This window comes from Bacteroidota bacterium (genome assembly GCA_023957335.1).
GTDB lineage: Bacteria > Bacteroidota > Bacteroidia > NS11-12g > UBA955 > JALOAG01.
Window position 1 is genome coordinate 1 of record JAMLHC010000006.1, and the last position, 14,433, is coordinate 14,433.

Sequence of the window (14,433 nt, forward strand, 5' to 3'; positions counted from 1 at the left end):
AAATGTATGTAATCATCAATTCAACATCCGGTTCAAAAATTCAATTAGATGGCAGATATGGTCTCAGTACAGGAGTAAGCAATGACACCACAAACACACATGGTACAGTAATGATTAACAATCTAAATCACACAAGTGGTGATGGAGGGTATTCAAAGTATATGTTTTTCCCTGTGGTGCAGGGAACGATAGGGCGATGGGCAAGTAGTTGGACCTTTATAAAGCATGACACAATTTTTCCAATTTATGAAGTAGCTGGCAAGCAATATGAAAATGTTTTGCGGGTACATGACAATGCTAACGGAGCATATAATGCAGAAACCAAATTTTACCATGCCAAGCATATAGGAGTTATCAAAAAAGAAATATATGAAATGGATAAAGATAACCCCAATCCCAAACTACTACAAGTTTGGGAACTGACAGACTATAAGGTAATTCAATAAATAAAGTTATGAGAAAAATAACCCTACTTATCAGTATATTGTTGGTGATTATACTACAATCCTGCTTCAAAGAAAAAGAATGCAGAGAACCAACAGAAGGACCACCCATTGAACAGGAAATGAGGGATTGGATAATTTTTCAGCCTGGTAGCTATTGGATTTATTTAGACTCCATTACTAACACTACAGATAGCGTATTTGTTGTAGAAACTCAAGAAAGAAGTGAAGTTACTTATATAAAAAACAAGAAATGTCCACATACAGTTGGTCATGTTGCAGAAATAACAATGGCATCAAGTTTGGGAGGAAAATATTTTATATCTGGTGGCTATGGAATAGGAACTGGCGCACAAAACGATACTACTAATACAAGAGGAGCGAGTTCTATAAGAAACATCAACCATGCGGGAGGTGACGGAGGGCATTCCCTATATATGTTTTTCCCTGTGGTACAGGGAACGATAGGAGCATGGAATGGATTTACGTTTATAAAACATGATACTATTTACTCCACTTATGGAATAGCCGGCAAGCAATATGAAAATGTATTACGGGTACATGATACTGGCAACGGAGCATATAATGCAGAAACCAAATTTTACCATGCCAAGCATATAGGAGTTATCAAAAAAGAAATATATGAAATGGATAAAGACAACCCCAATCCCAAGCTTTTGCAAGTTTGGGAACTGACAGACTATAAGGTAATTCAATAAATAAAGTTATGAGAAAAATAATTTTACTTATCAGTACATTGTCGTTGATTGTCCTACAATCCTGCTTCAAAGAAAAAGAATGCAGAGAACTGACCCCGATATTATTAGAACAGGAAATGCTGGATTGGGTTTATTTTAAGGAAGGAAGTTACTGGATTTACAGAGATACTATAAGTGGTGTTATGGATAGTATTTATGTTACTAATGCGAGAATAGACAGGGAAGAGTACCAAAGTTCAAGAGAAAATTGTCCTTCTGCAATTTATGATGTTATATATGTTATTACTAATTCAAGTTTAGGTTATAAATTTCAATTAGATGGTAAATATGGAATGAGTAGTGGTGTACACAATGACACAACAAATATTAGAGGAAATATACTAATTCGGAATCTAAACCATGCAGGCGGTGACGGAGGGTATTCCCTATATATGTTTTTCCCTGTGGTACAAGGAACGATAGGAGCATGGAATGGATTTACGTTTATAAAACATGATACTATTTACTCCAATTATGAAGTAGCTGGCAAGCAATATGAAAATGTTTTGCGGGTACATGACAATGCTAACGGAGCATACAGCGCGGAAACCAAATTCTATCATGCCAAGCATATAGGAGTTATCAAAAAAGAAATATATGAAATGGATAGAGACAATCCTAAACCTAAACTACTACAAGTTTGGGAATTAATAGACTATAAAACAATTCAATAAATAAAGTTATGAGAAAAATAACCCTACTTATCAGTATATTGTTGGTGATTATACTACAATCCTGCTTCAAAGAAAAAAAATGTCCAAAACCTGCACCGCGCTTTTTAGAACAAGAAATGTTGGATTGGATAGTGTTTCAACCGGGGAGTTACTGGATATATATTGACTCAATTACAGGTTCTTATGATAGTGTTTATGTATCAGATGTATATACGGATACAATCCCTCTTGATCAATATTTAAGAAAAGGAATAAAATGTAATGCAGAATGGCGAGAACGGGTCCATATTGTAATGGAACAGACATATAATAATACAAAAATTGAACTTATAGGACTGTATGGTGTAAATAGTGGAGTAACAAACAATATAAATCCAGTTAGAGGGGCTGTTAATATTAAGAATATTAATCAGACTTCTGGAGATGGGGGCATTTCTGATTATATGTATTTCCCCGTTTTGCAGGGAACGGTGGGGGCATGGAATGGTTTTACTATTATCACACATGATACCTTATTTGCCACATTCAAAGTTTTCGACAAAACTTATCAGAATGTCTTATTGGTTTCAGATGGATACAATAGTGCTGTGAATGCTATTACAAAGTATTATCATGCTAAACACATCGGTGTAGTCAGAAAAGAAATATATAAGTTTAAAGGTTTTCATGACAAAGACCCGTTAGAGTTGCTCCATGTATGGGAATTAGCCGACTACAAAGTAATTCAATAAAACACAAAATTAAAAACAATTATCAATATGAAACATTTATTATTCTTTATTAGCCTGTTGATGCTGACAACACTCCATGCTGTTGCAGACTCAACTCAAAACTATGAACCTATGAGAAGAAGCGCCTTCTTTAGCATGGTACAAAGTAACGAAATAGCATTAGACACTTTTAACCAGGAATTTAGTGTGGATTACAAAGTGTATTTTACAGACACTACTAATCAAACTATCAGAGTGAAGTTAGCTTTTCCTCAGTTCAACACTGCCGAGCCGCGACCTGCTGAATCAGGTGCATTCTTTACCTTTCCAGGTAATCCAAATATTATCACAGGAAGTCATAACCCTGGAGATTCTATTTCCAATTCTCTCAAAATCGGCTTCAACAAAAGCAATATTCCCTTTTACTATCAGATAGTACAGGTGCAGATATGGAACAGTACGGAGGAGCAAGAATTATCTTCAGAATCGTTCATGGTTTACTTTACTCCTTGGAATACTATTGAAATTTGGAATGAGATAGATTTTGAAAGTTTGCATAGGGTTTGGTTTAGCCAATCTAACAACCATGATACAAGGGTATATATCAATAAAGATTCTTTGCCAATAACCGATTTGACACTTGAAGAATTTGCAAACGACAGCATTCCAAAATCTTATTACACTTAAAACTAAGCACCAAACAAACTATAAATTAAAAAGTAAAAAAACAATCGACAAATAAATTAGTTTCATCCATTTTTGCCTTTATCTTTGAATCGCAGAGTTTTGAAAAAAAAGAGCTATCCTTTTTCTGTGTTCTTTTGAATTTATCTAAACACATTCAAAAGTATTTCCCAAGCCAAGTTTCCTTATAGCTCTTTGAGGGAAGAAAGAACATTAAAAACATATACACTAAATAGCAATACAATCATGAAAAAACTAATAACCATCCTATCCTCTATCTTATTGTTGCTAATTGTATTTAGCAATAAGAGTTGTACAAAAGACAAGAATGATTGTTTTGATTGTACAGATGGACCAAGGGATACACTATACATAGAAAAAGATTTCCTTGACTATTGGTATGCAGAAACCGGTAGCTGGTGGGTGTTTAAAAGAACAGATACGGTAGGAGTAGATATTTATGATACGATGAGGGTGGTGTATCATACTAGAAAAGTAGTATTTGATAATTTGATTAATGGATTTCATGCATTCGAAAAATGTGATTTATATTTCACGCATTCAAATTTTCTTTTTAAGAACCCTGAATATAGAAATTCAATTGTTGGCGAATTTGATGCAGGCATTGAATCTTCACCATACTCTAACATAAATAAAATTTACTATGGATGGGTAATGAAAGATAATAGTTATTTTTATGTACCAGCTGATTCATTTGGGCGGAGGATGTTAGATTTAGAATTTCCCCTAATTGTTTCACAATTTGATTCAAGAAACCTGCCTTATATAATAGAGGAGAGTGATTTCATTCTAGAAACGCCTTATGGGGTATTAAATAACACTCTTATTTTAACTGACAAAAGCAATCTAAATGTTCGTTTCTGTATTAGTAGAAGCATCGGCATCAGCCGTATGGAAATCCATGGCGGTCAGATATGGGAACTCATTGACTGCAACATTATCAGAACACAATAAGAAGAAACTAAAAAATAAATATATTATGAAAAAACTAATAACCATCCTATTCTCTATCTTATTGTTGCTAATTGTATTTAGCAATAATAGTTGTACAAAAGACAAGAACGATTGTTTTGATTGTACAGATGGACCAAGAGATACGCTATACATAGAAAAAGATTTCCTTGACTATTGGTATGCAGAAACCGGTAGCTGGTGGGTGTTTAAAAGAACAGATACCATTGGAGTGGATATTTATGATACGATGAGGGTGGTGTATCATACTAGAAAAGTAGTATTTGATAATTTGATTAATGGATTTAGTGCTTTTGAAAAGGTGGATTTGTATTTCACTCATTCAAATTATATTTTTAAAACACCCGAATTAAATAATTCAATATCAGGACAATATGATGCATTAATTCTTTCCTCTCCATATTCTAATATTCATTCAATTGAATATGGGTGGGGTTTAAAAAGTGTTTTTGCTAAAACATTGACTAAACCTATTTTATCTTTGAAATACCCTTTTCTAATGCAAAGTGAAGAGACAAGAAAACTGCCTTATGCTGTTGAAGAAAATAATTATAATTTAATTACTCCATATGGTGAACTAAAGCAGACATTGATAATAAAAGATATTGAAGGGCTTAATATTAGGATTTATATAAGTAAAAACATAGGTATTAGCCGCATGGAACTACTAAATAGTCAGATATGGGAGCTCATAGACTGCAACATTATCAGAACACAATAAGAAGAAACTAAAAAATAAAGTTATGAAAAAGACAATTTTAATTGTTGCAGCCATGGTACTTACAACCCTTGTCGCTAAAAGGTTTAGTAAGACTTTCTACACAAGCAGTACAAAAGCTCATAATCATTTGTGCGAGCATAGCTTACATGAAAACAAACAAAACTCTATTGACAATAAGGATAATTTTATAACTGATTGTCATGAGTTGAATAACCATGAACTTTTAATGAAAATTGAGAGCTGTGTTACAGGCAGTATTGACGGAAATCATTCTGTTAACCTAACAGTTGTAGTTAATGATACCGTTGAATTTTCAGCAATAGAAATCAGTTCAGGCAACTATTTTGCGATGAGCAGCTTTCCATTGGATACAGGAACTGTTTACCTGCCTGACAGCAACGGATATCAAATCCATTTGAGTTACAATGAAATGGAATTGCCGGACTATTATCAGGAAATAAAAATTACCTTATTTACAAAAAATAACAGATACGATGAGTTTATTTACCTTTATTTTGAAAACGACAGCCTTTACACCTGGTCTGCTTATGACTTTCTCGGTTTGAACAGAGAGTGGATTATCCCACATTACAGCGAATCAATAGCTTTTAGTTTGGGCGAGATTGATACAATGACAATTCCTGCATTGGACACACTGTTACCTTTTCAATATATTCAGGTTCCGGGTAAATCGTATTCCGTTCCTGTAAACATAGATACAACGGGTTTAGAAGAGGACGAGCATTACAGAAGACTAATCAAGACTTTCAAGGGAAGGGTTACAGGTAATATAAGCCATTTACACAGAAACGACAACAATAGTGAGGTAACTCTAAATATTAAACGAATCAGAGTGCAAGTATGGGAACAGACAGGTGGATGGATGCCAGATAAATTATTAGTTTGGGGAGAAACTGATGCAAACGGAGATTTTGACTTATCCTACGAAAGAACTAAGCTCAATCTAGATGGTAATATTCGAGTTTATTTAAGAATTGTAAACATCAACGATTATGTGACGGTCTCGCGCTTTGAAATAAGTGGTAGCATAGTACCAGTAGCTGCGAGGTTAGGCAGCATGACACATAATTATACTGACGGAAATGAAGTAACCTTTAATTTAGGCAATATAAACATGCAGTCTGGCGAGTTAGCTCAGGTTTTTCACTGGACAGCAAGAGCAATGGAATATGTTAATGTAGAAATGAATGGCGAGAGTGGTTTTGAGATGAAACATATACGTATATTCATCGATAATGGCTGGTCCCGATATAATCTGGCAGGCAGCAGGGTTTGGCTAAACCCCATGCATATTTCTGCCGAAACAGTCGTTCAACACGAAACGGGGCATCATATTCATTTTCGGATTCTACAAAACGGGAAAAGACAGACTCATTCAGGAGGAACTCACACTTTTGCCCATAATAACAGCCATCCAAATCAAACGATTACCGAAGGGTTCGCAAATGCTGTAGCTTATATTACGGATGCAAGGTATTACTTGGATGATGATGAAGCTAATGACGTAAGACCATTAATAAGTTGGCTTGATAATAATCATAGACGCTTTGAATCGTTAAATAATACCACCCATCCATTTACAGCAGAAGAGCCTTTTGCAAGAACTCTGCTTGATTTGTTTGACGATGTGAGTAAATTTCAAGGTTTTGGTATTCCTACAAACACTGGAGATTGGGCTAATTTGATTAATGATGTAGTAGGAGGTGTCAGAAATGACTATGCAAACTTTTCTTATAAAGAAATTATGATGCCTTTTTATCAAAATCGATCTTCCGATGCAAACACTATTCAGGATTTGGGGCAGTATTTCAAACAATTAGTTGTAAACACTTCTGATTGTGAGATACGCAGACATATTAAAGAAGTAATGGATTGGAACTTGGTAAATACCAATAATCCCACTGCTTTTCCTGAACGCTTTTCAACAGATTTAATTTTTGTAACTCAAACCATAAACCACAGGAATGATAATCTTAGTCAGGATGATGATTTTAACCTTGTAGAAGGTACTCCGACATTTTATAATTATACTTACCATGCAATAGACCGTAGCGAACTTAACACCACCACAGGTTCATTCAACATTACCAACAATCACAACGGTTGGGGAACAAACCTTTCAGATCCGCTTATCATAACAGATGGTCAAAATTTATTCATTAACAACAATATCAACAGCAATTGGACAAATGGCAGCAACTCCAACCCTGCGCAACACAGCCATGTTAATATGTCATTTTGCAATCAACTCACAACAGTAGAAGAAACAGGAAGAATCATTATAGGAGATTGGACAGAATATTCAACCGCTACCGCTTACATTGGTTCCGGTACTACCATCGTTCTCGAATCCGGTTCTGAACTCATCATCAATAACAACTCCAAACTTGTCATCGAGGCAGGCGGACGAATTGATTTCCACCCCGGAGCAAAGATTGTTCTCAACGGTGACAATGCGGTTTTAGAAATAAAAGGAGACATCCGCCTGATGCCCAATGCAGATTTTGCAGTAGAGGGCGGAGCACAAGGGTTTGGATATTTGAAAATACACCGCAATGAAAACCATGCCTGGAAAAAACCCATTTATGGCATGGGAAATAACAAAATCCTGTTGGAAGGAAGCAGCACAAGCCACAAGCTAATAGAAGTGACAGGAAATGAAGGCTGGTTTGTTCCCAACAGCATTTCCACGGTTCAAATTAGCAACTGCCAAATAGAATTGGGCAGTACAAGCCGCCTCAACATGGAAATGGCAAACACCCTTGTCATGGAAGACGTACAGGTGCTGCCCATCCACTCCACCCAATCGCCCCGACACAAAGGCATACAAATTTGGGGTTGGGGTGCTGCCTCTGCCCTGACACGAGTAAAAATCACACACGGAGAAAACGGACTGTTGTATTATCCCCTCTGGCAGCACGAGCAACAATCCGATATCCATGTTCGCAACCATGTACGCACCCACACAGTTGAGGACTGCGATTTTGAAAATAACCAGACGGGTATTAAAGCAATACGAGTACCCGTGTGGGTCAAAGACAGCCGTTTTAGCGGGTACGAAACTAGCGGAATCCTTACCTATGGGACGGTGTCCAGTAGGGTATATATAGTAAACAATCTTTTTCATCATTCAGCCGCTCCATCCACCTCCACCGGCATCCTGTTTCAGGGTACAAGCGGAATCAACAATGTGAATATTCGCAAAAATGAAATCACTGACAATAGAGTTGCAATACACGGATTTGCCGCTACTGTGTTTGCAGGCTGCAATCAAATCTATGGTAACGCCAGTGCATTTCACTTGGAAGAACACGCAGACCTTTATGCAAGCTCCCAAAGGCTGAGCGGATATAACACGTTAAGTTCAAACCCCAATGCAATCATGAGCAGATACAATGGAATGGTTTGGTTAAATGAGGGCTATAATATCCTGTCGAGCAATCCCAACCATCTGCAAAAAGACCTGTCTTTTTTCCTCAACGGAAAAATAGGCACTACCCTACCCACGCCCAACTTGTCATCCAGCTACAATTTCATTAACCCCACACCGGAATACATGCTTGCTGACGGGCAATATGCACAAGCGGATTGGACAGACGGCAACACCCATGCTCCCTTTAACACGTTTCTGTATAACCGATACACCCCCAACATGAACCAATATTATACATTTGATTTTGGAGCCCCTCCCATTTCCGTCACTTATACCTATCTCACAGAGGAGATACAGACGGAATGTGCACAAAGCAAATGGGAGGATTTTTCGCTCCCTCCGGTTTCAAATCCTGCTGACTATGCAGACGAAATTTATTCCCATGACAATCTCGCCTCCGGCTTTCTTGTTTTTAACACCCCTAACTTCCCAAACTTAGAACTAAACGACATCAGAGCCTCTCTCTTTGAAGCAGGATATTCCCTGACACAATACTCCCCCACCGCTATTATCCATTTGTACAAAGAGGTTTTGGTGGATAATTATATTAGCAATACGGCTGTCAATGTTGGATACAACGAGTTGCTCAAACAACTCTTGGAACAAGTCGCATATTGGTCGGAAAACATGCATATAAACAACCGGGTGAGCGACAGTCTGCAAGAAGGTTCGGAATATACAATGCTCCACAATTTGCTGGAGGACATCCTGACCCAAAGCACTTTGGATTCCAATCACTTTATGCATGGAGATTCTTTTGGATTAAGGACTATGCAAGCAGAATTAAAGCGTGTGGCTGGGAATTATCAGAGCGCCCTTGCTGCCATAGAGAATATACGCAGCACGGCATTGAGTCCTTTTGAAAACTTTGTCTTGGACAAACTTGAATGTCAGAACCATGCCGAACAAGATTTGCGAGAAGGTGTAGTTTCTCCTGACAGTGTTTTTAGCCTCTATCCGTGTCTGGATGGCTATTTTGTAGAAGTGCCGTCCGAAAACGAAAACAGGGTGCTTAACACAGATATAATCACATCCTCTCAAAGTGCTCTCTGGGTATATCCTAATCCCGCATCCAAAGAACTGTTTGTGCAAACAGCAACAGAGGCAGGCACGTATTTCATCTACAATATTACCGGCAGCCTTGTCGTAGCAGGCAGACTCAACGACAAGCGAATAGACATCAGCGAACTGAGCGAAGGCATGTATTTCATCCGGCTCAACACCGCTGCACAAACCTGTCATGCCAAGTTTGTTGTTGCAAAGGAATAAAAAGTGTAAACCGGGAAAACCTATCTCAAATCAATGGCTTCTAAGGGCAATACCCGCAACACTTCACTACAACCCCAACACCTTTTTATGCTTATCCAGATTTTTCCGAAAATAGACATAATCCAGATTTAATTTAAATGAGATACGCTGCATGAAGCTGATTTTATTAAGGTCATAGAAATCTTTAAAGTTTTGACCATAAACCAATGGCATATATATTTCAGCAACATCTTTCAATAAAACAAAGGAAATACCTCCTACCCAATAAAGAGTGGCTTTATCAAACAAACTCGGATTGAGCGCAAAGTCACCATATACACGCACAATTTTAATCAAAGGCAAACTACTCTCAAGTTTAAGCGTCATATAGGAATTGCCTATAAATGAAGGGGCATTGATTCTCATATCTCCACCTTGGGTGATTAACTGTTGACCCCAAATATTATTTTTAATACTCTCATTGCGTCCCATCATCAAATCATTGAACAAATAGTCAAAAGTACCTGAATTTCCGCTTCCCCTAAAAAGATAAATCCCGCTCAAACCCTTGGATTGGTATAGTATGGCACCGGTTCTAAACTCTGCTTTCATTCCCCTGCCCTTTTTGTTCAATACTTGTTCTATCGAATAACTGAAATCAAACTTTGCGAATTGAACATGGTTGGCTTGGTAGCCAATGCCTGTATTTCCACCTTCCAATCCAAAGTTCATTGATTGAGGGTTGACAGCATGGAAGTCTTTGAAACGGTATTGAATCCTAAGATAACGAGCGCGCGTAGAAGGATTAAATTGCAAAACATAAGTAGTGTCTAATGTCTCATTATAAATTCCATAGGTAGTTTTGTCAGAAAAAATTCCAATGGCTTCAATGTTTAACTTCTTCTCAAATCTTTGTGCAGCTTTGCCCTTGGTTTTAAAATAGAAAGTAACAAAAGGATTAATTTTATTATAGACATTAGCAAAACCATTGGGTTTGTAGTCAAACCGACTTGTATTTACTCCGGTTGAAATTCTGTAAAAAGGTTTGCCAAATACCCTGAAATTAAACTTAACTTCAGCCATTCCTATGATACTTTGCGATTTGAGCGCGTACATCGGCATCAAACTGAATTCAAACTTTTTATTAGGGAAAACCCTATTGTACATATTCACGCCAAATCCCCAACCTGAATATAGATTTGTGCCCACGGCAGGTTGCACAATCAGCTCTCTTTTGTATTGATTTTCAATAATTGACAGCATCTTAACTGTGAGTTTGGATCCGGGCTTAATTTTTTTATTTTCTTTCCCAAGTTTAACAAGGTTGTCAACCCTTTTATTTTCAGGCAACAGAAGATATGGGTCTATCCTAAAATCTTCCAACCTGCCATATATTGTACGCACTTGAATTACCGTATCCTGATTGTAGAAGGGTGCTACGAATCCTTTTTCAATAAACATATTTCCATCCTGTTGCACAAATCCATATTGTAGGGGAATTTTGAGTTCTGAATTATTTCGGATTTTAACTTCAAAATTATTTGGGGTTAACTGTTTGATATATACAATAGAGAAGTTGGTTCCTTTGAAGTCATGCAACATTCCCTCAAAAAACCAATTCAGATTTTGTTTAGTAGAGTTCTCAAAAGATGTTTGCATATCCTTCGGTAGCGGGTGTTTGAACTTCCATTTTTGGTAATAATCAGACATGGCTTTTCTGAAAACTGCATCACCGAGATATTCGCGCAAATAAGTAAATGAATGAGGATTCCGTCCATACACAACCGAATAATAGCTCATAGAATTATATTCCTCAGCCGGCAAATCTCCACTTTGAGACTCCCCCATCCTTCTATAATCCAAGTCTAATAATTTGTCAATGTTTGAATTGGCGAAACTCAATGCAACACCGGTATTAACAGACGACATACGTACAGCATCAATTTCAAATCCTCTTTTAGAAGTAATGGAATATAAATTCTCATAAAAAGTATTTACAGATTCATCCATCCACGGGAATTGACGCTCATTTGAGCCTAAAACACCGTAAAACCAATTGTGCCCTATTTCGTGCATCACAGTGCTAAAATCATTGGATGCGCATATTGTAATCGTGGGATATTCCATACCTCCACCGGCTTCTAATGGACCAATTACAACTGAACAAACATTATAGCCATAATCTCCCACATGGTCTGAATAATGAATAAGCGAAGTTTCAATCTTATCCAAATCTCTATCGTTTGGTATTTGGGTTGAAAAGAAACGAGTAAAAACGGCTTTACCACTTTTGAGTTTAATCTCTCTTCCAATAACTTTAAATTTTGAGGAAGCAAACCATGCAAAGTCATGTACATTTTGTTGGGTATAAACCACAGTATGCTTATCCGTCCATGGCATAGCAGGCTTGTTTCTAACTATCTGAACTTTTGTATAAGTATGGCCTTTTGTTGTTACTTTGTGTTCAAGTGTATCAATCTTGTCATAAGTTCCCAAATAAAAATCGGAAAGACTGTCGAAATAAACCTTTTCTTGTTCGGTCTGTATTTCACCTGAAGAAGCAACCAAAAAATCTTTAGGTACAGTAATTGAAACTTTATAATCTCCAAACTCACTGTAAAACTCACCTTGGTCAAGGTATGGCATGGTGTTCCAGCCGTTCACATCATACACTGCTGGCTTTGGATACCATTGGGTTGCTGCCACAAATGTTGCGGACGCTCCCATTCTGGAATAGAACGGAGGCACCAATACAGTAAAATCCATATCCATTGTTAGAGATTCGTTAGGTAAGAGAGGCTTGGCAAGAACAACTTTGGCAATTTCCGTTTCTGCATTCAACATCTCTGCATTCTGTCCGTTTACTTTTATATTGCTAACATTGATATTGCCTTTCTTGGCTCCGGGCAATAAAAAATCTTTTTTGCCCATTGTCCCCATTTGAAGCGCATAAGGAGTGGAATTATCCCGATATGCATTGGGCCACAAATGCAGATAAATTTCGTGCAATGTATCAGGTGAATTATTAATATATTCCACACTTTGGCTTGCTTTTAAATAAGCTCTTTCATTTTCATAAACTAACTCAACCTGAATTTCATGGTTAACTTTCTGCTGCCAGACTGATTGTTTCACAAAAAAGCTCTTTTCTTGGGCAAACACCGCGTTACACAACAAAAGAATTAATAATAGAGAGTATCTTTGCATATTGAATTTGAGTGGCAAGTTTAGTTAATAAAATATGGAAAAGTTAAAAAGCACCCTTATTTTATTCATTTACTTTTGACTTGAACTTAAACATAACAATAGTATGTGGGAAGAAGAAGACGAAGACGAAGAAGATTACTTTATTGAACCGGACAGCAAACAATCCGAGGAATTATTATCACGATTTTCCGAATGGGAGTCAGGTGCAACCGGGTACTTTAGTGAAATTGAGTTAGAGTTTCTCTATGAACATTTCTGGCATGCCTCACGAAAAAACAATGCTCAAGTCAAAAAGGTATTAGAATTAGGGATTGATACTTTTCCTAATTCAGCGGTATTCTACCTATATCTTGCAATGTATTACTTGGAAAATGATTTACCGAAAACGGCAATTCCAATTCTCTTTAATGCAAAACTACTGGACCCTATGAACCCCAATGTAACAATGCGGCTGTCCGAATGTTATGAAGCATTGGGAGAATACAATAAATCTTATGAAATCTTGAAAGAAACAGAGTCTTCTATTCCGGAATTTAATTTAGAGTTACAAATTAAATTGACAACACTCCTATTTCGATTTGAACGCAAGGACGAAGCCATGCACAAGTTAGTTCAATTAGTTAAGTTTGATTGCAGTAATGATATAGAATGTGCTCTTTCACCCATGATATTTGACCACGAAACCGTCTTAGAAGCTACTGAGACGCTTATTAATGAAGATCCGTTCAATTGCAATTATTGGCTTTTCAAAGGTCAATTAGCGCTCATGTATATAGAGGATGTAGAACTTGCAATTGAATCTTATGAATATGCTCACTACTTAAACGAAAAAGATTCGCAAGCAATATTTTCTCTGGGGCTTTGCCACCAAGAGAGTAAACATTACAATTTAGCAAAAAAGTATTTTACAGAAGCGTCAGAAGCAGGTTATCCGAAAGAAGATTGTATTATTCACACTGCAATTTGCATGAATCGCCTTGAAGACTATGCACAGGCTCGTTTTATTCTACTAAACTTACTCTCCAACGAAGAAGCCAATCGGGATGTAGTATATGCTGAAATAGGGTATTCATATCTGTATCAAGGAGATGCAGCCAAAGCAATGCCTTATATAAAAAAGTCGCTTGGACACTTCACCAATATTGAAAACTATCTTTTACTTGGAGAAGCTGCACTGATGCTCAATGATACTGATGAGTTGATTAATAGCTTTAACCTTGCCAAGTTATTTTATAATGCTGAACTTGACTATCTTACTAGTCGTTTTTTCGGGTTATTCTTACGTGCAGAAGAGTTGACATATATGTATGAAGTATATGTTTTCCATAAAACAGAAGATAGTGAATCAGAATTCTCATTGCTCACCATGCTCTTAGCCGCGTTGATTGCCAGAACTGAAGGAAAAAACCTGCATTTTATGCAAGAAATGATGAACTGCTTTACGCTCAACGCTGCTGACACAATTGAATATTTGGAGATGATAGACAAAGACTTAGTTCAAGACCCTGAAATCATGAACTTGAAAGAATTGTTTTGAAAAA

General features: G+C 37.0%; 10 protein-coding genes. 9 read left to right on the top strand and 1 reads right to left on the bottom strand.

Translation table 11 applies throughout. From position 1 onward, the window contains the following. From M9892_11165 to M9892_11200, 8 genes are all read left to right on the top strand, one after another. Positions 1-446 (top strand): hypothetical protein (locus M9892_11165; protein ID MCO5254909.1); only part of this gene is annotated, 446 nt, incomplete at its 5' end. 8 nt (positions 447-454) lie between these two features. Then, entirely contained in the window at positions 455-1,162 is a 708-nt protein-coding gene (locus tag M9892_11170) for a hypothetical protein (protein ID MCO5254910.1), read from the top strand. Positions 1,163-1,170: 8 nt separating this feature from the next. Next, complete coding sequence (locus M9892_11175) at positions 1,171-1,875, top strand: hypothetical protein (GenBank protein MCO5254911.1); 705 nt, start codon at positions 1,171-1,173, stop codon at positions 1,873-1,875. An 8-nt stretch (positions 1,876-1,883) separates the two neighbouring features. Beyond that, positions 1,884-2,606: a hypothetical protein gene (locus M9892_11180; GenBank protein ID MCO5254912.1), complete on the top strand. Its 723-nt coding sequence runs from the start codon at positions 1,884-1,886 to the stop codon at positions 2,604-2,606. Positions 2,607-2,633: 27 nt separating this feature from the next. Then, on the top strand, positions 2,634-3,272 hold the full coding sequence (locus M9892_11185) for a hypothetical protein (protein MCO5254913.1): 639 nt from the start codon (positions 2,634-2,636) through the stop codon (positions 3,270-3,272). A gap of 243 nt (positions 3,273-3,515) precedes the next feature. Further along, positions 3,516-4,244: a hypothetical protein gene (locus M9892_11190; protein MCO5254914.1), complete on the top strand. Its 729-nt coding sequence runs from the start codon at positions 3,516-3,518 to the stop codon at positions 4,242-4,244. 25 nt (positions 4,245-4,269) lie between these two features. Beyond that, complete coding sequence (locus M9892_11195) at positions 4,270-4,983, top strand: hypothetical protein (GenBank protein MCO5254915.1); 714 nt, start codon at positions 4,270-4,272, stop codon at positions 4,981-4,983. A 22-nt stretch (positions 4,984-5,005) separates the two neighbouring features. After that, positions 5,006-9,706, top strand: coding sequence for a T9SS type A sorting domain-containing protein (locus tag M9892_11200; protein ID MCO5254916.1), 4,701 nt, complete (start codon positions 5,006-5,008; stop codon positions 9,704-9,706). 66 nt (positions 9,707-9,772) lie between these two features. Here M9892_11200 and M9892_11205 read toward each other — a convergent pair whose 3' ends face one another. Continuing rightward, positions 9,773-12,820, bottom strand: a complete 3,048-nt coding sequence (locus M9892_11205; GenBank protein MCO5254917.1) for a M1 family metallopeptidase — start codon at positions 12,818-12,820, stop codon at positions 9,773-9,775. A gap of 175 nt (positions 12,821-12,995) precedes the next feature. Here M9892_11205 and M9892_11210 point away from each other — a divergent pair, with 175 nt between their 5' ends. Beyond that, positions 12,996-14,429, top strand: a complete 1,434-nt coding sequence (locus M9892_11210) for a hypothetical protein (GenBank protein MCO5254918.1) — start codon at positions 12,996-12,998, stop codon at positions 14,427-14,429. The last annotated feature ends 4 nt before the right edge of the window (positions 14,430-14,433 follow it).